This window comes from Nostoc sp., from assembly GCF_036917655.1.
Taxonomy (GTDB): Bacteria; Cyanobacteriota; Cyanobacteriia; order Cyanobacteriales; family Nostocaceae; genus Nostoc.
The window spans coordinates 21,985-46,080 of sequence record NZ_JBALCY010000085.1; the positions used below are offsets into that span (position 1 = coordinate 21,985).

The window sequence follows — 24,096 nt, forward strand, 5'->3', positions numbered from 1 at the left end:
GGAAACTATGGATTATAAATTAAGAATTATGAAATAGGTTGAAGCCTCAACGAGGAACCGCTCTTGGTTTAGCGGTTGATGAGGCGCTTAAAGTTATTAATTCAGAGCTTGAAAATAATTTTCGAGCTAATCAGTCAAAGGAGCGATCGCTCTCCAAAACTTCATGGTTCTTTTCTTCGGGAGCCTCTTGTGGCAAATTCGCTAAAAATGCTTGTAGTCTCATGCGTTCAATATAAGGCCAGCCTCCCTCAGACTCAATATCTTTCAGCAGCGAGTAGAGTTGCCGACGGTTAACAGGCAAACTCTCTTGAAAAACCCCATCCCGGATCTCTCGGTGTAACTGCTCTAATTGCCGCAGCAAAGCCAAAAGAGCTACAGTATCGCCTTGACAACCCTGAACTGCATCATACACCACAGTTGCGATCGCTTGCAGTTTTGAAGACAACTCTCCTGATTCAAAATTTTTGTTATTGTTCATGCCACCCTTTCCGTATAAATGAGGTCAACTCAAATTTACCGGAGATTTTTAATTTTCCCTAGCTTGCCAACCTAGATTCATCGCTGTCACTCTAGACAAGCAGTAAATAAGATGTACCTGCTATAGGCTTCTAGATAGTTTTTTCTGAACTCACCCTGTCCCCGTGTCCCCGCGCTTGCCCTAGTCAGGGGTGAATATAACTAGATTTGTATCTTTATCAAAAGCAATTGCGATCGCTCCTAAAAGAGCGTAGTAACCTTTAGCATAGCCTCCACAGCAGCTAGATGTGATCAGGACGAGACTTTCTTAGATTTTGAGTCCTTTGATTTTGAGTTAAAAAAAATCGTATGATCTGGCTGATTTACCCATCAAACAATGGGCTGTATGTAGTGGCGTCACATACATGATACAAAAAGACTTGGGCGACGCAGCTCTTGCCTATGGCAAGAGCAAAGTGCGAAGCAGATACCCCTCTTCGCACTCTTCGAGGCAAGCATTTATGCTGCTCAGTGTGAGGCTGACTCATCCACCCGCCCAACTCTAACAAATGCCACCAACAGTAAAACTGCTGGTTTTTTGCTCCCCTAGTGACACACATCCAAAATGGATGCAGTGTGCTACTTAGTCTGGGGTTTACACCCCAAGCTCAAGAGAGCGACACGTTTAACTACGTTTAGCAACAGAAAAGTTTGAGCAGCGGCTGACAACCTAGACGCCCGAACACTTGCTTCAACTCTCTTAATCAGAGCAAAGCCGTGTCCGAGCAAAGGTAGCTTTTCGCAGAGTAGCGGCTTCTCATCAGAGATCAAAGCTTCGATGCAGTTTTACAACTTAGATATTAATTTTTGAGATTGAGGTTGACCATGAGGTATCGCGCTTTAATTGTTGCATTCTTGGCTTTGTGCCTGGGGCTAATAACTGCTTGTAGTGATGCTCCTGCTAGTAGTAGTAGAGATGTACTCACTTACGATCAAATTCGCGGCACTGGCTTGGCTAACAAATGCCCCCAACTAGCAGAAACAAGCCGTGGTTCCATTCCCATTGATTCTAGCCAGTCTTATGCCATCAAAGAACTTTGCTTGGAACCAACTAGCTTCTTCATCAAAGAAGAACCTGCTAATAAACGCCAAGAAGCAGAATTTGTTGCTGGCAAATTGTTGACCAGATACACTTCCACCATTGACCAGGTGCAAGGTAATCTAAAAATCAATGCAGATAATAGCCTGACCTTTGCGGAAACTGATGGTCTTGACTTCCAAGCCATCACTGTGCAACTTCCTGGTGGTGAGCGAGTACCTTTCCTCTTTACCATCAAAAACTTGGTTGCTCAAAGCCAACCCAGTTTGACCAGTATTAACACCTCTACGGACTTTAAAGGCACCTTCAAAGTTCCTTCCTATCGTGGTGCTGCCTTCCTAGATCCTAAAGGTCGTGGTGTCGTCAGTGGCTACGATAATGCCGTGGCTCTCCCCGCCCAAGCAGATGATGAAGAACTTACCCGCACTAACGTCAAGCGTGCTGAAAATCTTAATGGCAAGATTTCTCTGCAAATCGCTAAAGTAGATAGCTCTAGTGGTGAAATTGCTGGTACTTTCGAGAGCGAACAGCCATCTGATACAGATTTAGGTGCTGGCGAACCTAAAGAAGTCAAGATTCGCGGTCTATTTTTTGGACGGGTTGAACCGACTCGTGGCTAAATCCTCTTAAATAACGCAACTGACTGGCACTCAGAACGACAATTCTGTAAGTATCAGACTTGATCGCAAAAGTTAACTTATTTGCCCTCATTTTTCAGGAGGGTAGATAGGTTTTTTACAAATAAAGGGAAAGGTTAAAGCCGAGTAAAATTGTGGGCGAAATAATCCTTGTAATTGGAGAAGGTTTGATATCTCGTTCTTGTGGGCGGCTTGATTCATCCCTTTACCTCGTACCCTTTAACCTTTTCCCTTTTCTCTTTTATTAAAAGACTATGGACTTACGGCAGTTTTCAGGGATCTAAACCACGACTGAAATGGAGAATGGGGAGTAAGGAGTAGTCTAGTTCAATTACTTGAAAAGCGCTGTAAGTATAACAAAGGGCATCTCGCCCTTTTTTTATTGGCTTGCGTAAATATACATAGTGTTTTTTGATTTTTATTAGTAATTTTTAAAGATTGGATAAATCCCAGTTAAATAGACACGTAATTTTACTGTAAATCCAACTTTTGTTGAGCCAACAAAATCAGACTACTGTTGTTTTATTTCTCTAAATTAACTTCACCATTAATTAATCCAAATTAAGTACAATCTCGGTTTGATATTTAGTGATTAATTTTATATTTTATTTCTATGTACTTCTAAAAAAAGCTACAGATCATACCAAAGATAAATAACAAACTAAATACCGATTTCGCCCATTTAAATTTTGCTCGATTGTCAAGCAACCTCTGGAATTTTTTCTAGATAAACGTTGTAACTACCAAAGTATTTGCTAGGACATATAGCGCGATATTGTCTTTGATGTCGGGCGATAGCAGCTTAATTTAAAAGCGAATAACTGATTCTTTATTTGCTCAATATACCCGGTGCTATGCCTACCACAGTCACCAATGAACTAAAGCACGAAATTTGGCAGTTGTTGCGAGAATATCAGCAATCTCCGTCAGAAAATATCCGCAATCAACTGGTAAAACTCAATTTTGGGCTTGTGAGAAAAGAAGCTCACTACTGGACAAATCAATGTCATGAAACCTACGATGATTTGCTCCAGGTTGGATGTTTGGGTTTAATCAGAGCTATTGAAAGATTTGAACTTTCCAAGGGACATGCCTTCAGTTCCTATGCTCTTCCCTATATTCGGGGTGAAATTCAACACTATCTCCGAGATAAAGGTGTCACCGTGCGAATTCCTCGGAAGTGGTTAGCGCTACAACAGCAAGCAATAGGAGTTTCACGTTCTTGGCGTGAAAAACACAATCGCCAACCAAGCGACTCGGAATTAGCAGCAGCACTGGAAATTTCTCCAAACGAATGGCAAGAAATTAAATTAGCATGGATCAATCGCGCTCCCTTGAGTCTTGATGTGCCAGTCCAAGACGGAGAAGAAGGCTCTACCTGTTTGGGAGAATTGGTTCCAGATCCTCACTATCGCAGTTTTCAACTGGCACAAGAAGACCAACTTCGCTTACAACAAGCATTGGTTCAGCTCGAACAACGCACCCGCGACGTGTTGGAATGTGTGTTTTTGCAAGATTTGACACAAAAACAAGTTGCAGAACATTTAGGGATCAGTGTAGTAACGGTTTCCCGTAGAGTCAAGAAAGGCCTGGATTTGATGAAACAGCTTATGGGTGTGGCAGAAGATTGACTGCAAATAAACCCTAATCCGCAGTTATGCGGGGTAGGCAGTGCTAAAAGTAACCCTTGAAATGTAAAAAATTAGGTTATAAAGGGAACATACTTTGCCTTTGATCCAAATTTCAGGCATGTTGATTTTCACTTTTCAATTTTCCAATGGCTTTTGAGAACAGCTCATGGGCAGAACTTCAAAAATTATAATTGCAGCTATTTTAACTTTGGCGATCGCAGGATGTGCTTCTGAAGATACACCACAAGCCATCAATCCGGCGCCGATTCCCAAAATAGCAGCAAAGTCGCCACCAGCGGCTCAATCCTTTAAGAATCCAGTGATCCCTGCCAAAGAGGTTTCACAAGTTACTCCTGCATCTGTTAACTTGATTCAATCCACTAATGCTACAGAGCGGGCCCGGCTAGTTGTGCTATCAAAAGGTCGAAGTGACCCGTTTGCACAACTTTTCGGGCAGACGGTTCCCGGAATGCCTCAAACATCTGGAAAACCTGTTCCCGTGTTGCCTAAGCTACCTACTGCATCACTAGCAGGACGAAAACTCCCAACACGCACCATAGCTTTAAACAGACCTGTTCGCGTATCGCCTAAGCTACTTACTGCATCACTAGCAGGACGAAAACTTCCAACACGCAGCATAGCTAAAAAAGTCAATCCTACCTTGATTTCAGTCTTGCCTAAGGTTTTGCCTCAAGTTATCCCTAACCCCACTTTAGTATCTGTATTGCCACCACCAGCACAACCTGAGTTAGCAAGGGCAGTGGTTGTGACTGGTGTAGTTCTAATTAGTAAGGAACCGCAGGCGATTATCAAAGTACCGGATGAGCCGACAAGTCGCTATGTACAGGCGGGACAGCGATTGGCCAATGGCGTACTGATTAAACGTATTGAAATGAATCAGGGCTACAACCCTATCGTGATTCTCGAACAATTTGGTATTGAAGTTGCCAAAATGGTAGGGGAAGGGGCTGTCAACTCAACGCCGTCAGCTGCATCTGCTACCGGCAATCCTATTTCAGTGACAACGCCCCCCTCAAATCCCTTAAATGTTGGAGCTTCGTAAAGATGGAGACTAAGGAAAAAATTGAATTCGCTGGTTTGCCTTTAGCTGTCTATAGAGAGATAGCAGCTCATTTACGTCAAGTCGAAGGCGTGGAAGTGGATTTAATTCCCCAGTCATCCCAACAGTTTGATTACAATCAAAGTCAAGTTGGTGGCTTGTCCATCTCGTGGATAGCAAACTCTGGTTCAGAAAGTCGGCAACGAGTTAACCAAATTTTGGCTTACTATCAAAATCGCTATATGAATCCTATTTGATTTGTGAAAATCGAAGCCTCAGATTCCCGATTTCTCAGAGAAGTCGGGAATTTTGTTGTTTATGAATAATTAAGTAGGGTTATGGTTGATCACGACTTCATACTAATTCTTTGTGAAACCGCACAAAGTCAAATTTATGTAAAGAGTTACCTTTTATAAACCTTACTAGGATCGGATTTCAGTCCTCCAAATGGACGCATCTCTTGAAAAGAGGAAAAAATTTTCAAAAATCTCTCAATTTTGCAGCCTGAAAGGCTTAATGCACAAGTCATCAACCTATTAGCAAAGAAATTTATTTCTTGGCGTAGATTGGCAGGTGTAAGATATGGGCTGACTTATTTTAAATTTCGAGAGAAGTCTGAGGGTAAGCTTCCGACCATCAAAACTTCTCCTATGGTCGACGCTGCACTAACGGTGATTTTAAATTTTTAATTGGAGCAAAGTGACTATGACTGCTGCTGTCTTTCTAGAAAACGTTTACAAGTTTTACAACAATGTACCTGTAGTCAATGACCTGTCATTCAAAATTGAAGCGGGGGAGATATTTGCTCTACTTGGCCCGAACGGTGCGGGTAAATCAACCACAATTCGGATGCTGACTACACTAACGAAACCATCCCAAGGACGGATAGAAGTAGGTGGATATGATGTGACGAGCCAAGCAATGCTGGCAAAACAAAGTATCGGCGTAGTCTTGCAGCAAATCAGTGTGGATAACGATTTAAGCGTTTGGGAAAATATGGAACTGCATGGGAGACTACATCACATTAGCAACCCGCAGCGACAAAAACTAATTAATCAATGGCTAGAGTATGTTGAGCTAGCAGAAAAACGTAATGATTTGGTAAAAACCCTGTCTGGGGGTATGAAACGACGGTTGCAGATTGCGAGAGCTTTATTGCATCAACCGCAAATTTTGTTTTTGGATGAACCAACGGTAGGACTAGACCCCCAAACCAGGCGACGCCTCTGGGAAATTATTCGGGATTTGAATAAACAGGGGATGACGATGCTACTGACGACCCATTATATGGATGAGGTCGAATTTTTGTGCGATGCCTTTGGTTCTACCAAGCCAGGACGCATCGGTATTATGGATGGCGGTAAGTTGATTTCTTTGGGAACTTTACAACAGCTCCGTTCTGTTCACGGTGAAGGTTTGGTAATGAAGCAATTGGGTGTGTCTGAAATAGGGAGGGATGGCGCTCGTCGCTGGGAATATTTGTTTTTCCCATCCTTGGAAGCAGCAAATATTTACTTGAATGAACAGCCCGATAAAACTGGAATGATGGTGCGTCCCTCTAATCTGGAAGATATTTTTGTGGAATTAACGGGACGCCAGTTAGATTAACCTCATCCTCCTAACTGTCGCAGCATGGCTTCTACTCTGTCCACCCCTTCTAAGTCATTGCGCCGCTTGTACAAGTCGCGGGCTTTCTGAAGCAAGCTGTTGGCTTGTTTGGTTTGTCGTCGCTGTTTATACATCGAACCCATCAACTCATAAGTCTGAGCATTGTTCTTATCCAAGTCGATTGCTTGTTGGTATGCCCAGGTAGCAGCACTATAGTCTCCTAGACGAGATTGGGTAACAGCCAATCCTAAATAGGCGTTAACGTTGTTACGGTTCAGCTGTATGGCCCGACGGTAACCTTCCTTTGCCCCAGCTGTGTCGCCCAAATTTGCTTTGATGTAACCGACAGCGTAGTAAAAATCACTATTGTTAGGGTTGATGGCGATCGCTCGACGATAAGCTGTTAATGCCGCCTGGTAATTTCCTTGTTGAGCGTATAAGTAGCCAATACCTGAATGAATTTTAGCATTCTTGGGATCTAGGCTAGCTGCTTGCTGATAAACAGCGATCGCACCACCATAATCGGCGGCATCCACTAACCTCCGTCCTTCCTCCAGTAGCTGCTTTAACTCTGGGTTTTTGGCTTGCGCCACTAATACCTGAGCTTGAGCCACTGAAGGCATGGTGAAGGCAAAACATCCTAGTAACACCACACTAAACACGAATGATGTTGGCTTGTACACAGTAAATTTCCTGAAATTTTAGAGGACTTTTTTCTTGTACATTAAAACAAAAATATGGACTTTTGAAAACTGTATTTCTTCGTATTAATTAAGATGTTAATAGTTCATTCACTATTTCCTCTATAATCAGTGCTATATCACAGAGTTTTTACTGAAAGATGAAGTGTAAGATATCAATTTCAGATCAAGTTATCCTACAGATAAATCAGTACGATAGCAAAATGACACTTTTTCGGTCAGTAGTTATACGTGTCACTCAGCAAAACCCAACAGGCATCTAATTTAATCCTAGAGAGGCGATGCGCCAATTGCAGAGGGTTTAACATTCATTCTTGTTTGTTATTTCATTTAATAATTTGCTGACTCTGTATCCAATTTTTTTCGCATTTTTAGTCTTTTATACTCCCCTTTGGGAAGCCGCCATTGAGGCGGTTACATCCTTTTTTGGTTATTACACGGTAAAATAAATTAACAAGCAAAATGTTCCTTCAAATCCTAGTTTTTAGTCAGAACAATACTACAAGCGATGGCGTTTCACGCCCGCTAGAAGCGATCGCAATCTAAAATTGTGTGAAAGGATGTTTATCAAACTTGTGTTCTGTAATCAAACTTACAATTGCTAAAGTATTTTGATAAACTTCTGAATAATAAATATTAAGCTATATCCTATCTAGGAGGCTAACTTATGATTATAACTACCACTGATGTGATTCAAGGAGCCGTTATTGAGTCATATTTAGGTATTGTGACAGCAGAAGTAGTCTACGGCAGCAATTTCTTGCGAGACTTTTTGGCTGGTATTCGAGATATTATCGGTGGACGCACTGCTAGCTATGAGCGTCTATTTGAGCAGGGTCAACGCAAGGCACTAGAAGAACTAGAACAACGAGCACAACGTTTAGGAGCGAATGCTGTGATTGGGATTGAAATTGATACTGGCACAATCAATCTTGACCAGTCAGGAGTTCTTTTGCTGATTACTGCCACAGGCACCGCTGTCAAAATGCGTTAATCTTTTATTGGCTGTCTAATTACTTTGTGAGCATTTTCTAATCAGGGTTACAAACTTTTGTATTAACTCTAGTTTTTCCCAATTTCAGATGGATTACTATAGTAGTTAATAACTGTATTTTAACTTCATAATTTATCGGAAAAAGCTCTAAGGAATCATTAAAGAATAATAAATACTAAATTTGATTAAAAATTGTTAAAGGCGTTTGTTTTTTATCAGTAAAGATATATTCATTAAATATTTCTATTGATAGATATGAAAAAAGATGATTTAGTTGTTTAATTTTAAGCATAAACATGAATATACATTGAGATAAATTTTGCTGAAACAGCACTGGAGTAGATAAGCTATGTCATACGTAAATCGGGCAGGTGATGACGTTATTTCTAATGAGCCGGTGGTAGCAGGCCGAGTGGCTGAATATCATGATCTTGTTCGCTGGGGTCCGATTATTTCTGGTTTGTTGGTTTCTTTAGCCACTCAATTAATTTTAAGCGCTATAATTGGTGCTTTTGCAGCAGGTGCGGTTGAAGGTTCAGGTGCGCCGAGATCAATTGCCCCTAACGCTGCGGGTAATGCGGGGCTTTGGTCAACTATCGCTCTACTAATTTCCCTATTTACTGGTGGTTGGATTACAGCCCGTGCTTGTGGACCGATGAAGCGTAATACAGCTCTTCTTAACGGCGCAATTCTTTGGGCAACTACTTTGGCAGTTAGTTCGTTGTTATTGGCAAATGGAGTATCGGGTGCTTTTGGTGTTGCTGCTTCCAACGCTGGGGAAGTCATAAACCAGGTACAACAGCAAGGTGGTATCAATGTACCGCAAGCAAACGTAACTGCTCAACAATCTCGTGATATTGCAGCAAATATACGTTCGGGATTATGGTGGTTTGTGTTTGGTTCCTTATTGGGTTTAATAGCCTCAATGATTGGAGCCGTAACTGGAGCTCGCAGTGTTCGGACTAATAATTACAATCCTTAGACCTCTTGCATAAATCAAAAATTAAGAACCCCACCCCGCATTTGAGTAAAGCAAACGCTCCCCTTCCGAAAAGCGGGGAGGGGTTGGGGGTGGGGTGTTAGGGACTTTTGCAAGAGGTCTCTTAAAGAGTTGTCTGAAAAATCAAATATTATTTATTTTAAATAAAAGCACCTTGAAAAAAGGTGCTTTTTGTTTATTATTTAAGACTGACCTTTATAGCGTCCAATTAATTCTGCTAATCCAAATATAGCGATGATCTGACCTAGAAAAACCCGCCTTCCACAGTTCACCATTTCAGGTATGAAGCTTCAATTCCCTGCTCACGTCGAATTTTGCCATCTTTTTCAAACCAGAAAATTAGTTGCTGTGCTGTCAAATCTTCAATAGCAACACCGTACTCTTGAGCAATATGCTTCAAAAGCTTAAGTGATGAAATTGTCAATCTTGTTAAAAACTTTTCTGGGGAAGACAACAAAGCCGCATCTACTTTTGCTGACTCTTCCAGGGTTAAAAATTGTGCTGATGGTTGCTGTGGTAATACGTCCATAAAGGCTATCTCAAACTTAGTTGATTATTGATAATGGGTAGTTGCTATTCAGCTATTATCCAATTACCGAAGCTAGATGTAAAACTGAGTTTATTTATGAGAATTTTGCTGGCGAGCTTGTACCAAATAGCCACAACGATGTTCGCCATCAATAATCCAGTGGGTGCGTTCTACGGTACAATCAGGTAAGACGGCAGCAAACATTTCTAATTCGTGACCACAAATGCTGGGGAAAGACTCGGCAACGTTAGAAATAGCGCAGTTATGCTCCATTAAGATAAAGCGATCGCTCTCAAAGCAGTCATTCACATCAACAGGGTGATATTCCGCCATGAAGCCTTCCGCTTTTCTGAACTCTACTAAGTTGGCTACACGTTCCCGCAGTGAACCGCTACCCACGCGATCGCGGTATTCTAGGGCTTTGCGCTGCCACTGTTTCTCTAAAATCGATTTAAATTGTTCGTGTCCCATCGTTTCGGCTAAGGTGTCTAGCAGCGAAACCGCAAAATTGCCGTGGCCATCACCAAAGCGATCGCTGATTGTTCGATGTAAGCGATCGCGTCCCTGACGACTCAGTTGATAAAGGTGCTGCGGACGCCCCATCCCCGCCGCCTGCACTGATGTCGAATACAAAACTAGCTCCTCCGTCTCCAAATCCTTGAGATGGCGACGAATCGCTTGGGGGGTAACGTCTAAAACTTCAGCTAGCTCCAAAGCCGTTGCTTTTTCATGTTTGTGCAGATACTCTAGGATATCTTGCTTGGTTGAGGACTGGTGGGTAGTCGCCATCTTCTGGTGCCAGACGTTCAGCAAACGTCCCAAAAATTTCTTTGAAAATTTGACTTTGACAACATTGTTGTTGTTAATTTAGCGTAAAATGAAGATAACTTAAACAACAAAGCTGTTGTTTTACTCTCCACTACTATTCTAGCAGCCGTGTAACCATTCCGTAACGCGAGATGAAAATCGGCTAGCTAAGAGCTTGTCTCCCATCCTTAAAGAGTTCTGAACACGAGAGATTATTACTGATGAGTGCCACTGTCAAAACCTTAGTCAACCAACCCTACAAGTACGGCTTTATTACCGATATTGAGTCCGACACTATACCGCGTGGACTAGACGAGGACGTTGTTCGCTTGATCTCCTCTAAGAAGAACGAGCCGCAGTTCATGCTGGACTTTCGCCTCCGGGCTTATCGCCAGTGGCAAAAAATGACAGAACCAACTTGGCCGAATGTCAATTATCCGCCAATTAATTATCAGGATATCATTTACTACTCAGCGCCGAAACGCAAGAAAGAAAAACTAAACAGCTTGGATGAAGTTGATCCAACCCTTTTAGAAACCTTCGAGAAGCTAGGCATTTCCCTATCTGAACAGAAACGACTGGCAAACGTTGCTGTCGATGCGATTTTCGATAGCGTCTCTGTCGCCACTACATTTAAAGAAAAGCTAGCGGAAGATGGCGTTATTTTCTGCTCGTTTTCGGAAGCGTTGCAAGAACACCCAGAACTGATTAAAAAATACCTGGGTAGTGTTGTTCCCATAGCTGACAACTACTTTGCCGCCTTGAACGCCGCCGTATTCAGCGATGGTTCCTTTGTCTACATTCCTAAAGGCGTCAAATGCCCAATGGAACTGTCTACCTACTTCCGCATCAACTCTGGTGATACGGGACAATTTGAGCGGACTTTGATTGTCGCCGAAGAAGGTAGTTATGTTTCTTACCTTGAAGGTTGCACCGCACCGATGTATGACAGCAACCAGTTGCACGCCGCCGTTGTGGAACTCGTCGCCCTCGACAACGCCGAAATTAAATACTCCACCGTGCAAAACTGGTACGCTGGAGATGCCAACGGTAAAGGCGGTATTTACAACTTTGTCACCAAACGCGGTTTGTGTCAGGGCGTAAATTCCAAGATTTCCTGGACTCAAGTAGAAACAGGTTCGGCAATTACTTGGAAATATCCCAGCTGTGTGTTGGTGGGCGATAACTCTGTGGGTGAGTTTTACTCGGTGGCGCTGACAAATCATATGCAGCAAGCGGATACTGGCAGTAAGATGATTCACGTAGGTAAGAATACTCGCAGCACAATTATTTCTAAAGGAATCTCCGCAGGTAAATCCAGCAATAGCTATCGGGGTTTGGTGAAAGTCAATCCGACGGCAAAAGGGGCGAGAAATTATTCTCAGTGCGACTCAATGCTGATTGGGGATAATGCCCATGCCAACACTTTCCCTTATATTCAGGTGCAAAATAACACTGGCAAAGTAGAGCATGAAGCTTCTACTTCCAAAATTGGGGAAGATCAGTTATTCTACTTCGCTCAACGAGGTATTTCCTCAGAAGATGCTATTTCGATGATGATTAGCGGCTTCTGTAAGGATGTTTTCAATCAGCTACCGATGGAGTTTGCTGTGGAAGCTGATAAGTTGTTGAGTTTGAAGTTGGAAGGCAGTGTTGGATAGCGTTTGTAGTCAGCAGTTGAGTGCTGGGAAATCGCTAGGAACCGAAAAAATTAACGCTTGTAGTCAGCACTTTAGCGCTGGAGAAAAGCGCTAAAGCGTCTACTACAAACTAAAAAAGAAGAGAGAAAACATGATTATTGAAAATAGTGAAATTGTGCTGTCAGTAAGGAATCTGACGGCTAATGTTGATGGGACACCGATTCTCAAGGGTGTAAATCTTGAGGTGCGATCGGGTGAAATTCATGCGATTATGGGGCCGAATGGTTCTGGTAAGAGTACCTTTTCTAAGGTGTTGGCTGGGCATCCAGCCTATCAGGTGACTGGCGGTGAGGTGATTTTTCAGGGGCAAAATTTACTGGAATTGGAACCGGAAGAACGCGCCAGAAGTGGGGTATTTTTGGCGTTTCAGTATCCGTTAGAAATTCCGGGTGTGAGCAATTTGGATTTCTTGCGGGTGGCGTATAATTCCCGTCGCAAGGCGCAAGGTTTAGAGGAAATAGACGCTTTTGATTTTGACGATTTGATTGAAGAAAAGCTGGATGTGGTGAAGATGAATCCCAGTTTTCTCAGTCGCAGTTTGAATGAAGGCTTTTCTGGTGGTGAGAAAAAGCGGAATGAAATTCTGCAAATGGCTCTGCTGGAACCAAAGTTAGGGATTTTGGATGAGACAGATTCGGGTTTGGATATTGATGCGCTCCGAATAGTGGCGAATGGGGTAAATCAACTGTCTAGCCCTGAAAATGCCACAATTTTGATTACTCACTATCAGCGATTACTTGATTATATTGTGCCTGATTTTGTGCATGTGATGGCACAAGGGCAGATTATCACCAGTGGTGGTAAGGAACTGGCACTAGAATTAGAGTCTCGCGGTTATGACTGGGTGCTAGAAGAATTTGCAGCTGCTGAGGTGGGTGTGTAATGAGTATTCAAATATCTCCTAGTCCAGTTCCTAATTCAAATGTAGTCAGTTTGACATCGACTTTGTTAAATAGAGATGATTATCTGACTGGGTTGTTAAATCAAGTAACTGCAACGAAAACAGAAGGTTGGTTGCAGGAATTATGTGAAGGTGCTGCTAATTGGGTACGTCACTCCATTATCCCGACTACCCGCGAGGAAGAATGGCGATTTACTGATTTGTCGTCTTTGCGAAAGGTGCAATTTAATGTAGGGACGGGAAATTACGCATCTTTAGAATTTGATATTTTGCCAGAAGCGGCTAACAGTCGTTTGGTATTTGTTAATGGTGTCTTTGCACCGGAGTTATCCGCAGTTTCAGATTTGCCATCTGGAATTGTGGTGCGTAATTTGGCTGGTTTGTCTGTGGTTGAGCAGGAAGGTGTACAGCAGTATTTAGCTCAAGCTGAGGGAGCGCAGGAAGTTTTTACTGCTCTCAATACGGCTGGGATAACTGATGCAGCTGTGGTGTGGGTGAAGAAGAATGTGGTAGTTGAGATGCCAATTCATTTGGTGTTTATTTCGGTTGCTGGGGAGACACCGACGATTTCACAGCCGCGTTGTTTGGTGGTGGCGGAAAGTGGTTCGCAGGTGAGTTTGGTTGAAGAGTATGTGGCAGGCAAGATGCCTACCCCACAAGAGGGGGGAGTATATTTTACTAATGCGGTTACGGAAATTTGGGTTGGTGACAATGCTGAGGTGAGCCACACTAGGGTTGAGCAAGAAGGTGCAGAGGCTTTTCATATTGGGAAGACTGCGATCGCACAGGCTCGTGATAGCCGATATACTTGTCATGCCATAACCTTAGGTGGGAAGTTGTCGCGGCATAATTTGGAGATTTTGCAAACTGGTGAGCAGACAGAAACTACTCTCAATGGTTTGACGATGATTTCTGGTAAGCAGTTGGCTGATACTCACAGTGCGATCGCACTTAACTATCCTCACGGTACAAGCGATCAATTGCATAAATGTATTGTAGGCGATCGCGCTCATGCAGTGTTCAATGGTAAAGTTTTTGTACCCAAACTAGCGCAGTTGACAAATGCAGCCCAGTTGAATCGCAATTTGCTGCTATCATCGAAAGCCAGAGTTGATACCAAACCCCAATTGGAAATTACTGCCGATAATGTCAAATGCGCTCACGGTGCTACCGTTAGCCAATTGGAAGATGATGAAATATTCTATCTGCAAAGTCGGGGAATTGATGAAAATGATGCTCGGAAGTTGTTAATTAACGCCTTCGCTGCTGAAGTCATCAACAAAATCCCGGTTCCCTCTCTGCGAGAAATCCTTTTAAACACAGTCAATAATCTTAAGTCCATATCGCCTGACTCTTGAATCTACCAATGACTTTCATCACTACCAAAACCCTTGCTGATAAAGTTCGCGCTGACTTCCCAATATTGCATCAGGAAGTCAACGATAAACCTCTGGTTTATCTCGATAATGCGGCGACATCGCAAAAGCCTTTGTTCGTATTAAATACGCTACGCGATTATTACGAACAATATAATGCTAACGTGCATCGCGGTGCCCATACCCTGAGTGCTAAAGCTACCGATGCTTATGAAGGTGCTAGAGATAAAATTGCCAAATTCATTAATGCTGCATCGCGTCAGGAAATCGTCTACACCCGCAACGCAACTGAGGCGATTAACCTAGTAGCCTACAGTTGGGGAATGAACAATTTGCAGCCGGGAGATGAGATTATTCTCTCGGTGATGGAACACCACAGTAATATTGTCCCTTGGCAATTGGTGGCGCAAAAAACGGGTGCAGTACTGAAATTTGTGGAACTGACACCAGAAGAAACGTTTGATTTGTCACAGTTTAAAAAACTGATTTCCGACAAAACAAAGTTGGTGTCAGTAGTGCATATTTCTAATACTTTGGGTTGTATTAATCCAGTGGAAGAAATTGCTGCGATCGCTCACCAATCCGGTGCTAAATTCTTAGTTGATGCTTGCCAAAGTGTTCCCCACTTCCCCATTGATGTGCAGCAGATAGATTGTGATTGGTTGGTAGCATCTGGTCATAAAATGTGCGCTCCAACTGGGATAGGATTTCTGTATGGCAAGTTGGAATTGTTAGAGTCAATGCCACCCTTTTTTGGTGGTGGTGAGATGATTGCAGAGGTATACTTAGATCATTCCACCTATGCAGAATTACCGCATAAATTTGAAGCCGGTACACCTGCAATTGGAGAAGCGATCGCTCTTGGTGCTGCAATAGATTATCTTAGCAGTATCGGCATGGATAAAATCCACGCCTACGAAGCAGAATTAACAGCTTATTTGTTCCAACAATTAGAGCAAATTCCCCAAATTAGAATTTACGGGCCCAAACCAAATGCTAAAGGAGTTCGCGTAGCGTCTCCAACAGGAGAAGGTAGAGCCGCTCTTGCGTCATTCACCGCCGGGGAAGTCCACGCCAACGACTTATCTACATTATTAGATCAAGAAGGCGTTGCCATTCGTTCTGGACACCACTGCACTCAACCATTACACCGTTACTTAGGTCTTGCTGCAACCGCACGAGCAAGTCTATCTTTCTACAACACCCGCGAAGAAATTGATATTTTCATCAAAGCACTGAAGGAAACTCTGGACTTTTTTGCGGGTTTCCTTGCTTAAATTTACAAAATATTCAGACACTGATTGTGCCAAATATCAGCAACATATCTTGCTAATAATTGGCACAATTTAATTATCTGGATTATTTACAGCATAAATTAAAGTGTCATCCAGTGACTTTACTTTAGACAGAGTTTGAAAAACCTTTGGCTTAACTATTTCTGATAAAATTGATATATTTGCATCTTTCCACGAAGTAGAATGTCCACCATGACTTGCAGAAGTCTTGCGGAAAAATGTACCTTTAGCTCTTGCTAGTAATACTGAAAAATCCCGTTCATAGATTATTATTGCACCAATTTTAATTGCTGTAAGGAAATATTTAAATAATCAAATAAGTTGATTTTCTGGTATAGATTTTACTGTTGATTCAGGACAAGGACTAAATGGAAATTGCGATTTTATTATTAGCCGTTCACCAGAATTATTAATTCTCAATACACCAGTTGTCACAATTGTAGAAGCTCAAAAAGAAAATATCAATGCAGAATTAGGTCAGTGTGTCGCAGAGATGTTAGCAGCTAAATTGTTTAATGAACGTGAGGGCAATAAGATTCAGACAATTTATGGTACTGTTACCACTGGAACTAACTGGAAGTTTTTGAAGCTCATTTATAGCGGTTCTCAGTTGAGTGAGGTACAAGAACCCCACCCCCAACCCCCTCCCCGCTCTTCGAGAGGGGGCTATGACGTACCTCATGTGATTAGGAAACCTATAGCAAGTAGTTGAAATTGACTTGAGCGAGTATTATCTTAATGACATAGGTAAAATTATCGGGATTTTATCTAACATCCTGACGGAAAAAGTATTGTAATATGCTTGTAAAGTCAACCCTTGCAGAACAAAGAACAGTCCTACACAACGTTAGCTGGGAAACCTTTGAAGCCTTGCTGAGAGATACAGGTGAAGATAGAGGTTCTCGGTTTGCTTATGACTGCGGTGTTTTAGAAATTATGACCCCACTTTTTCAACATGAAAACCCCAAAATTCAATTTGACCGTTTTATATTCGCTTTAGCTGAAGAAGTGGGAGTAGAAATTAAAAGTGCTGGTTCTACAACATTGAAACGGAAAATATCAAAGCGGGGAATAGAACCAGATACTTGCTATTATATACAAACTGAATCGAGAGTCAGAGGTAGGGTAACGCTAAATTTAGAAACAGATCCACCACCTGATTTAGCAATTGAGATTGACATTACCAGCAGTTCAGTTAACAAATTAGGGATTTATTCAGCGTTGGGTGTAACTGAACTTTGGAGATATGATGGGCAAGATTTAAAGTTTTATCAGTTGATAGAAGGGCAATATGTCGAGTGTAAGTTTAGTATTGCCTTTCCTATAGTATCGGTAAATGAGATAAGCAGATTTATTGAACAGAGTAAAAGTATTGGGGAAATTGCTTTGCTCAAATCTTTTCGCGCGTGGGTGAGGGAAAAGATAGGGTAATGGGGTCGGCAATGCAACCTTTTTTAGGAATAATTTACTGTATCTTGCCCACAAATAATTCTATAATTTCTAAAGCTTTTGAGTAGTTCCTAGTAGGAAGTTTAACATCACTGCCATCTGGCATTATATATTTAGACTGTTTGGCTGCCGTTAAACAGGTTGACCGTCGAACAAAGATTTCCGGGGCACAAACGAGAAAATGTGCCTCAAGTCCTTGCTCATCGCTGTGCTTACCTCAATGGATTATTGTCGGTTTGAGCCACTTCAAAAAGTGAGATGCTCCCCTTTGAATCTTACTCCCCAATGCTATTAGGGAAGGGTTGGGGGTTCGCTCTCTATTGGACTCAACTGAAAACCGCTATAAATTTAGCAAGGCTCATTCTAAGGTGGAATAGCAATGAAATGGCAGATAAACAAATGCACACCAAATCAAGAGAAATCAACCTGCTCACTCCATCTAGAGAATTACCTCTGTATGGCAGGAGAATTTTAGTCACAGCACCGAGAAATTATGCTTATAGGTTATCTGAACAAATCATCAAACAAGGTGGTCTACCTGTTCTCATGCCTACTATCGAAACCTGTTATTTATCAAACTACACTAAGTTAGATACTGCTCTAAACCACATAGACGAGTTTGATTGGATTGTCTTCACAAGTAGAAATGGCATCACTGCATTTTTTCACCGGATGAATGATTTGGATATTCCTGTATCTGTGGTACAAAAATGTCAATTATGTGCTTTAGGAAAAGACGCAGAAAGCTTATTGTCTTTTTGTGGCAAAGTGGATTTAATCCCAACAGAATCTAGCCCAGCCGGAATTGTAGCAGAACTCGCGAAACTTCCGCAAATTCACGATAAAAAAGTGCTGATACCTGCTCCAGAAGTTGTTGGTTTGCCTGAGCCTGATATTGTACCCAATTTAATTACGGATTTGCAGAATTTGGGCATAAAGGTAACTCGTGTACCCACATATATGACGCAGGGTTTAGATAAAAATATCTACAGTATTGAATTAAATCTGATGCGTCAAGGAAAGATTGATGTAATTGCCTTTAGTAGTACGGCGGAAGTAGAAAGCTTTTTGACAATGGTCAACTCGCAAAGCGATTATGAACGTTGTATTATTGCATGTTTTGGCCCTTATACAACTGCTAATGCCCGAAAGTTGGGTATGAATGTCTCTATCGTGTCCAAGGATTATAGTTCATTTGAAGGATTTGCTGAAGCGATCGCAGCATTTTTTACTCTCAGTTCTAATTCAGGGTAAGCACTTTAGGATGTAGAGTAATCAACCACATTGCACTCTAGACTAGCTGCACATAAACCCGTAGTATCGGAAATGGAGTTTATCTTAACTAGGAATTTTTACATGGCAACTTACAAGGTCACATTAAAGACCCCAGATGAAGAAAAAACAATTGAAGTTTCTGAGGATGATTACATTCTAGAGATCGCTAACGAAGAAAATGAGATGGACTTGCCTTACTCCTGTAACGCAGGTTCTTGCTCAACCTGCACCGGGAAGCTGATTTCAGGTACAGTTGACCAATCGGATCAGAACTTCTTAGACGACGAGCAAATAGACGCAGGATATGTTCTCACCTGCGTTGCCAAGCCTACTTCTGACTGTGTAATCCAAACTCATCAAGAAGATGAGCTTAACGGTTAACCAAGAAATGTGGATTTAATCAAGAGCAAGTTTTGTAGGATGCGTTAGGACATTCGTCCCAGCGTACCTAAAATCTGAAACGGTGCGTTATCCTACGCAATAACATCCTCTACAAGATTTAAAATTTTGCACTTTCCTGATAAATCTGTATAGGCTGAATAATTCACACTAAAAAGCGCTCTCCAAAAGGCGAGCGCTTTTTATTTAGTTTAATAGATAGCTAGCAAATATCAAGCGGAAATTAACCAGACGATGCTAGATTAACTTTGACAACTTTATTTTTTTCTTCTTCAGCTTTAGGTAGCGTCAGGTTCAAGATGCCATCTTTATAATCTGCTGTGACGTTGGTATTTTGAATCCGAGCAGGTAAAGGAATTACACGTTGGAATTTACCATAGTGGAATTCGCTCTTAATCACACCTTTATCTTCAGATTTAGCTTCAGACTTCCGTTCACCACTCAGGTATACAGCGTTTTCTGTAACTTGCAAATCCACGTCTTTAGCTTCAATTCCCGGAAGTTCTAACTTCAGATGAATTGCATCTTCAGTTTCTTTTAATTCAGCAGCGGGAATTCTGGATAAACCTCTATCCAAAAATGCAGTTGGCAAAGTATCTTCATCAAATAAGCGATTGATTTGGCGTTGTATTGCGTTAAATTCTTGCCAGGGGTTCCAACGGACTAATGTCATATCTCAACCTCGGATAATCAGTATCTTTGCTGTCTAACTAATTGAGGATTTTATTCCTTGCTTTGTTCTCATAGTATTGAAAAATGAAAGTGGTGTAAATTCGGTTTTTTTCACCTGATTTAGGAAGATTACCGAACCAAAAATCTACTTAATAACAAGTACGGTAATTTTCAATAAGTGTGTTCGGTAAACTCTACAGAAGGAGACTTGAAATAGAACAATTATATTTAAAACATTGGTACGAGCGTCACCTAGACCCCTACTCTTAAAGCTTGTATGCGTAGCCTATCCTACAAATATTTAGTATATTCACGCGACTAATGAGAAGAATTAGAGCTGTTGTATTTTTTTAATTTCACAGAGATAATAAGGTATTCCTAACAAAGTCCTGATAACGTATATGTCAACAAGTTGGATTTACCTTATCGCAGCAATACTCTTTGAAGTTTCAGGCACAACTTGCATGAAGTTATCAGAAGGATTTACTAAATTAGTTCCTTCGGTATTAATATTTGTCTTCTATGGACTTTGTTTTAGTTTTTTGACCCTGGCTCTCAAGAGACTTGAAGTGAGTGTGGCTTATTCAGTCTGGGCTGGATTGGGAACTATCCTAATTGCTATTATTGGTATTATCTGGTTTCGTGAATCTGCCACATTGATCAAACTTTTGTCGATCGCCTTAATAATCATCGGGGTAATTGGCATAAATGCAAGTAAATAAATGAAAAAAGCTGTAAGCCAAAAAAGGATTTTGGCTTTAACCCAAGCGTATTAGCTCAAAATTTATTAAACCCAGCAGAACGACGGTAAAGTAACCAGATAAATAGCGGTGAACCCAGCAAAGCAGTGACGGAACCGACTGGTAGTTCTACTGCTCCTAGTCTAGAAAGTAAATCTGCAAAAGTCAGTAACCATGCACCTGCAAGGGCGGAAAGTGGTAAAACAAAGCGATGATCTGTACCAACGATGAGGCGGACACCGTGAGGGACAACAAGACCAACAAATCCAATCAAACCACTGATGCTGACTGCACCTGCGGCTAATAGAGTGGCGACACCACCAATTAATAGGCGCGATCGCGTCAACGAAACCCCTAAACCCACAGCTAAATCATCTCCCAAAGCCAGCACATTTACCGATCGCGCCAGCAAGCATCCCCCTATCAATGCAACGATGATGTAAGGGCCAGCCGTCGCAATTTCTTGCCAACCCCGCCCATTGAGGCTACCAACCAGCCAACTCAGAGCAATTTGAATTTGACCGTCTTCAGCCAAAAGCAGCAATGTACTTTGGATAGCGCCAAATAAAGAACTCACCGCCACTCCGCCTAAAATTAACCGCTCAACAGAAATTCCCGACCCCGCACGACCGATCAAAATCACGATCGCGGAAGTTAAAATAGCTCCCATCCACGCTGCTAAAGGAATTGCGATCGGGAATATTTGCCACACGATCATCAGAATCACAATTAATCCTGCACCCGCTGAAATGCCCAGAATAAATGGATCGGCAAGACTATTGCGTAACATTCCTTGCAATAATGCTCCTGACATTCCCAAAGCTGCGCCGACAATCAGAGCAGCAGTAATACGCGGGAGACGCAAATCCCAGAGAATTGTCTGTTTAACCGGATCGCCTTTGCGGAGTATAGCTTGCCAAAATTCCGACATATTTAACGGTATAGCTCCTTGAGAAAGCGACAGCGCTAGCGTCACCACCAGTGCTGCACTAAGGAGTAAAACAGCCCAAAGTAGGCGGTGTTCAGTAAAAATTGTCTTAAATGATCTAGTCAAATTCCGGTCTAGTATTTTCATTAACTATAATCCGTCCCAAACAAAGCTGCATTCACATATATAGCGGTTCTCAACTGCATGGAATACAAACCACTCGTAGGGGCACAGCAATGCTCATTGATGTCAACTTAATAAGGTTTCTATCCATTCTCATCGCTCATCTATAGCGGTTCTCAATTGTATGGAATACAGACGACTCGTAAGGGCACAGCAATGCTGTGCCCTTATCATGTGTTGCATCCAAACGATAACTGCTATATTCAATTTTGGGTGGCTTCCCAAACTAGATATTCTTCTGCACTCATCAAAATGCGATCGGGTAAAGCAACCATCGGCGCGATCTGTTAATGATTAACTTTTCTAGGATAGCGAAAAAAGGGCGTTCTCTTTTAGTATGATTATTTCCACATCCTCTGAACAGAATAAGCATCGAATTTTTTATCGCTGCTAATAATAATTAAGGAATGATTGATAGCCTGTGCAATCAACATTCGGTCAAATGGATCGCCATGATATAGCGGGAGATTCCGAACTTGAACTGTATCGGCAAAAGATATCGGAATTATGAGGATATCTGAATCGTCGATCGCAGAACCTATTGTTTCATAGCTCTGTTCAAGCGATAATTTGCCAAGGTTCAACTTGATGGAAATTTCCCAAAGACTAGCGATGCTCAGATAAACGGTATCTGCCGTATTGATCGTCATCCTCAGATTATCTGGAAGGCTGGAGTCATTTTCAGTTAACCAGATAAAGGCATGAGTATCTAAAAGGAAACTACTCATTCCATATATTCCTTAAAAACTTCGAGAGGTTCATCAAAGTCATCAGGTAAAGGTAAAACAAAAGTTCCTTTTAAGATGCCAGAACGATGCTTTTTTTGTAGTAAACTTTCCTGAGAAACAGCCTTTGAATAATTCTCAACTAAATATTTGGCATAATGCAAGAGTTCTTGTTTAAGTGGCTCTGGCATTTGATCTAGTATTTGTAAAATTTCTGCATCAATAGCCATGATTTCTCCTGAGAGGTTCTCCTGTTTGTAATTTTATGGGAATTTTTGGAAGGGATTTTATTTTTCGGTGTCTTCGGTTTCAAACTGCACTTGTCGGTACAAATGGGCATCTTCAATAATTTTCCCTTTAACTTGGTAGCTAGATTTATGTAGTTCATGATTATTTCTCATCTAAGAATGAATCTACAGCTTTTTGCTTCCACTCTGGAAGTTGTATTTCATTTTTATCAAGGTACTTTATGAGTGCAGCGTGTGAGGCTTTTAGCATTTTTCTTGAAACTTCCTTGATGAAATTGAATTGTTTATCAACATAAGTCTTTGATATAACCAATGAGTCAAAAAACGGATGATCCTTTCCGGAGTAAAGGATACTTTTATTTTGTCTGATATATGAAGAGGTGTATGTTCCTCCATGATGAACTAATAAGTTGCGATCTCTAAGCAAATCGCCATACATCTGTATCTCATCTTTAGAAAATGGATAAATCAAAATCAATGCTCTATAGAGCGAATTAATTTTTTGTGCAGTACCAAAGTCATACTTCTCTGCAATCAAAAAACCAATACTGTAAGAGAGAGCATTACCTAGCTCAAGTACTTGAGTTGGGTCAATACTAATATCTGTCCGTTTTTTGATAGGTTTCTGAGAATTGATGGCTCTATGTTGATGATTGATGCAAAGTGGTCTTTGCAAAATGCTTCAAAGTAGGACACAAGACCAATCACACACAACTCATTTAACTGGCTACCACCAGGTTTATCTGATTGCGCCAAATAAATTTGCTCTAGCCCATCAAGCGTGTAAGAGAAGAAATAAGGGGCTGTTGGAACTCCTCCAGAAAATAAATCTAGCCAATCATATGAATTCCTTTCCACACACATACCCTATTAATTTTTAGTCCAGTTTATCTCTGAACACCCACAGATAACCGAGGAGACGATACATATACAACTTGTGTCTATTGACATCTAAAATCCAGTAATTAATAATACCTGACTTAGAATAGGCGATCGCTTTTACTTCTCGATCATACTTGAGACTGGAATTAGCTATTTCAATTTAGGCGAATATTAGTGAGCATAAGGTTCACTTTGCATTTTATATCGCAGGTGTTTAATGCGATCGCCTCCTAGATTTTTCGCAATAATTCCCGAATAGCGATCGCACAATCAGGGAAAGCTAAAGGTGAAATTGTCACGTCCTCTGCAAGTATGTTCTCACTGTGATATCCGTCTGGACTGGGGAGACGATACATATACAACTTGCGTCCATTGACATCTAAAATCCAGTACTCAATGATCCCTGACTTAGCATAAGCGTTCGCTTTTACTTCACGATCATACTTGAGACTGGAATCAGCTATTTCAATCAGTAAAAACACTTCGGAAGCATCGGGATGGTGATCGTCATAATCTAATGGATTCAGCTTCACTACTGAAATATCTGGTTCTGGTTCCGAATAATCGTCAAGTTGCACTGGTGACTGGATTCTTAATAAAACTTTGTCACCCAAACGTTGACGTAATAACCTTTCTGTGCGGGTAATTGCTGATTCGTGAGCAGTTCCTTTTGCTGACATTCTGATGATTTGTCCCGCTATTAATTCTAAGCGTTCTTCAGGATGAAAAATCCCCGTTTCCGCCATTTGGTGATATTCTTGAACACTAATTAGGCGAATATTGGTAAGCATAAGATTCAC

The 24,096-nt window shown here is 41.5% G+C and carries 26 protein-coding genes and 2 pseudogenes; 17 read left to right on the plus strand and 11 right to left on the minus strand.

Annotation, left to right across the window (positions count from 1 at the left end):
• Positions 1-130: 130 nt before the first annotated feature.
• Positions 131-478: a hypothetical protein gene (locus tag V7K30_RS32005; RefSeq protein ID WP_335006296.1), complete on the minus strand. Its 348-nt coding sequence runs from the start codon at positions 476-478 to the stop codon at positions 131-133.
• A gap of 863 nt (positions 479-1,341) precedes the next feature.
• Here V7K30_RS32005 and V7K30_RS32010 point away from each other — a divergent pair.
• From V7K30_RS32010 to V7K30_RS32030, 5 genes are all read left to right on the plus strand, one after another.
• A complete protein-coding gene (locus V7K30_RS32010; protein WP_335006297.1) occupies positions 1,342-2,175 on the plus strand; it encodes a photosystem II manganese-stabilizing polypeptide in 834 nt (277 codons plus the stop codon).
• 872 nt (positions 2,176-3,047) lie between these two features.
• The gene (locus V7K30_RS32015; protein WP_335006299.1) at positions 3,048-3,824 is read left to right on the plus strand and encodes an RNA polymerase sigma factor SigF; all 777 of its coding nucleotides are present in this window, start codon (positions 3,048-3,050) and stop codon (positions 3,822-3,824) included.
• 166 nt (positions 3,825-3,990) lie between these two features.
• Positions 3,991-4,887 (plus strand): hypothetical protein, encoded by an 897-nt coding sequence (locus V7K30_RS32020; protein ID WP_335006300.1) that lies wholly within the window; start codon positions 3,991-3,993, stop codon positions 4,885-4,887.
• Between the two features lie 2 nt (positions 4,888-4,889).
• The gene (locus tag V7K30_RS32025; RefSeq protein WP_335006302.1) at positions 4,890-5,141 is read left to right on the plus strand and encodes a hypothetical protein; all 252 of its coding nucleotides are present in this window, start codon (positions 4,890-4,892) and stop codon (positions 5,139-5,141) included.
• Positions 5,142-5,589: 448 nt separating this feature from the next.
• Entirely contained in the window at positions 5,590-6,492 is a 903-nt protein-coding gene (locus V7K30_RS32030) for an ABC transporter ATP-binding protein (RefSeq protein ID WP_335006304.1), read from the plus strand.
• A gap of 2 nt (positions 6,493-6,494) precedes the next feature.
• Here V7K30_RS32030 and V7K30_RS32035 read toward each other — a convergent pair whose 3' ends face one another.
• Entirely contained in the window at positions 6,495-7,175 is a 681-nt protein-coding gene (locus V7K30_RS32035; protein ID WP_335006306.1) for a tetratricopeptide repeat protein, read from the minus strand.
• Positions 7,176-7,860: 685 nt separating this feature from the next.
• Between V7K30_RS32035 and V7K30_RS32040 the strand changes: the two genes are divergently transcribed.
• The gene (locus tag V7K30_RS32040; protein ID WP_012411120.1) at positions 7,861-8,187 is read left to right on the plus strand and encodes a YbjQ family protein; all 327 of its coding nucleotides are present in this window, start codon (positions 7,861-7,863) and stop codon (positions 8,185-8,187) included.
• Between the two features lie 349 nt (positions 8,188-8,536).
• Positions 8,537-9,169 (plus strand): hypothetical protein, encoded by a 633-nt coding sequence (locus tag V7K30_RS32045; RefSeq protein WP_335006307.1) that lies wholly within the window; start codon positions 8,537-8,539, stop codon positions 9,167-9,169.
• Between the two features lie 286 nt (positions 9,170-9,455).
• Here the strand turns inward: V7K30_RS32045 and V7K30_RS32050 are convergent, their stop codons facing one another.
• Together V7K30_RS32050 and sufR are read right to left on the minus strand one after the other, a co-directional pair.
• Positions 9,456-9,716, minus strand: coding sequence for a hypothetical protein (locus V7K30_RS32050; protein ID WP_335006309.1), 261 nt, complete (start codon positions 9,714-9,716; stop codon positions 9,456-9,458).
• A gap of 90 nt (positions 9,717-9,806) precedes the next feature.
• Positions 9,807-10,505 carry an iron-sulfur cluster biosynthesis transcriptional regulator SufR gene (sufR, locus tag V7K30_RS32055; RefSeq protein ID WP_335006311.1) on the minus strand — a complete coding sequence of 233 codons (699 nt, stop codon included), beginning with the start codon at positions 10,503-10,505 and terminating at the stop codon, positions 9,807-9,809.
• A 239-nt stretch (positions 10,506-10,744) separates the two neighbouring features.
• On the opposite strand from sufR, the gene sufB reads away from it, so the two are divergent.
• From sufB to V7K30_RS32095, 9 genes and pseudogenes are all read left to right on the plus strand, one after another.
• Positions 10,745-12,184 (plus strand): Fe-S cluster assembly protein SufB, encoded by a 1,440-nt coding sequence (gene sufB / locus V7K30_RS32060; protein ID WP_335006313.1) that lies wholly within the window; start codon positions 10,745-10,747, stop codon positions 12,182-12,184.
• 130 nt (positions 12,185-12,314) lie between these two features.
• Complete coding sequence (gene sufC, locus V7K30_RS32065) at positions 12,315-13,106, plus strand: Fe-S cluster assembly ATPase SufC (protein WP_334862911.1); 792 nt, start codon at positions 12,315-12,317, stop codon at positions 13,104-13,106.
• Positions 13,106-14,482 (plus strand): Fe-S cluster assembly protein SufD, encoded by a 1,377-nt coding sequence (gene sufD / locus V7K30_RS32070; RefSeq protein WP_335006315.1) that lies wholly within the window; start codon positions 13,106-13,108, stop codon positions 14,480-14,482. Before sufC ends, sufD begins: the two co-directional genes overlap by 1 nt.
• A gap of 8 nt (positions 14,483-14,490) precedes the next feature.
• Positions 14,491-15,777 (plus strand): cysteine desulfurase, encoded by a 1,287-nt coding sequence (locus tag V7K30_RS32075; RefSeq protein WP_335006317.1) that lies wholly within the window; start codon positions 14,491-14,493, stop codon positions 15,775-15,777.
• A 157-nt stretch (positions 15,778-15,934) separates the two neighbouring features.
• Positions 15,935-16,592, plus strand: a pseudogene (locus V7K30_RS34490) (hypothetical protein).
• A 1-nt stretch (position 16,593) separates the two neighbouring features.
• Complete coding sequence (locus tag V7K30_RS32080; protein WP_335006319.1) at positions 16,594-17,226, plus strand: Uma2 family endonuclease; 633 nt, start codon at positions 16,594-16,596, stop codon at positions 17,224-17,226.
• Positions 17,227-17,369: 143 nt separating this feature from the next.
• Positions 17,370-17,484: pseudogene (locus V7K30_RS32085) on the plus strand (ISKra4 family transposase); the annotation flags it as partial.
• A gap of 144 nt (positions 17,485-17,628) precedes the next feature.
• The gene (locus tag V7K30_RS32090; protein ID WP_335006321.1) at positions 17,629-18,498 is read left to right on the plus strand and encodes a uroporphyrinogen-III synthase; all 870 of its coding nucleotides are present in this window, start codon (positions 17,629-17,631) and stop codon (positions 18,496-18,498) included.
• 102 nt (positions 18,499-18,600) lie between these two features.
• Positions 18,601-18,900 (plus strand): 2Fe-2S iron-sulfur cluster-binding protein, encoded by a 300-nt coding sequence (locus V7K30_RS32095; RefSeq protein WP_335006322.1) that lies wholly within the window; start codon positions 18,601-18,603, stop codon positions 18,898-18,900.
• 241 nt (positions 18,901-19,141) lie between these two features.
• Here V7K30_RS32095 and V7K30_RS32100 read toward each other — a convergent pair whose 3' ends face one another.
• Complete coding sequence (locus V7K30_RS32100) at positions 19,142-19,591, minus strand: Hsp20/alpha crystallin family protein (protein ID WP_335006324.1); 450 nt, start codon at positions 19,589-19,591, stop codon at positions 19,142-19,144.
• A gap of 400 nt (positions 19,592-19,991) precedes the next feature.
• On the opposite strand from V7K30_RS32100, the gene V7K30_RS32105 reads away from it, so the two are divergent.
• Positions 19,992-20,312: a DMT family transporter gene (locus tag V7K30_RS32105; protein WP_335006326.1), complete on the plus strand. Its 321-nt coding sequence runs from the start codon at positions 19,992-19,994 to the stop codon at positions 20,310-20,312.
• Positions 20,313-20,367: 55 nt separating this feature from the next.
• Here the strand turns inward: V7K30_RS32105 and V7K30_RS32110 are convergent, their stop codons facing one another.
• The 6 genes from V7K30_RS32110 to V7K30_RS32135 all read right to left on the minus strand — a co-directional run bounded on the left by V7K30_RS32110 (position 20,368) and on the right by V7K30_RS32135 (position 24,087).
• The gene (locus tag V7K30_RS32110; RefSeq protein WP_335006328.1) at positions 20,368-21,405 is read right to left on the minus strand and encodes a FecCD family ABC transporter permease; all 1,038 of its coding nucleotides are present in this window, start codon (positions 21,403-21,405) and stop codon (positions 20,368-20,370) included.
• A gap of 377 nt (positions 21,406-21,782) precedes the next feature.
• Positions 21,783-22,169 carry a type II toxin-antitoxin system VapC family toxin gene (locus V7K30_RS32115; RefSeq protein ID WP_335006330.1) on the minus strand — a complete coding sequence of 129 codons (387 nt, stop codon included), beginning with the start codon at positions 22,167-22,169 and terminating at the stop codon, positions 21,783-21,785.
• Positions 22,166-22,396 carry a type II toxin-antitoxin system VapB family antitoxin gene (gene vapB / locus V7K30_RS32120; protein WP_335006332.1) on the minus strand — a complete coding sequence of 77 codons (231 nt, stop codon included), beginning with the start codon at positions 22,394-22,396 and terminating at the stop codon, positions 22,166-22,168. Before vapB ends, V7K30_RS32115 begins: the two co-directional genes overlap by 4 nt.
• 160 nt (positions 22,397-22,556) lie before the next feature.
• Positions 22,557-23,090 carry a hypothetical protein gene (locus V7K30_RS32125; RefSeq protein ID WP_335006333.1) on the minus strand — a complete coding sequence of 178 codons (534 nt, stop codon included), beginning with the start codon at positions 23,088-23,090 and terminating at the stop codon, positions 22,557-22,559.
• Positions 23,091-23,291: 201 nt separating this feature from the next.
• Positions 23,292-23,456 (minus strand): Uma2 family endonuclease, encoded by a 165-nt coding sequence (locus V7K30_RS32130; protein ID WP_335006600.1) that lies wholly within the window; start codon positions 23,454-23,456, stop codon positions 23,292-23,294.
• A gap of 70 nt (positions 23,457-23,526) precedes the next feature.
• Positions 23,527-24,087: a Uma2 family endonuclease gene (locus V7K30_RS32135; RefSeq protein ID WP_335006335.1), complete on the minus strand. Its 561-nt coding sequence runs from the start codon at positions 24,085-24,087 to the stop codon at positions 23,527-23,529.
• Between the last annotated feature and the right edge of the window lie 9 nt (positions 24,088-24,096).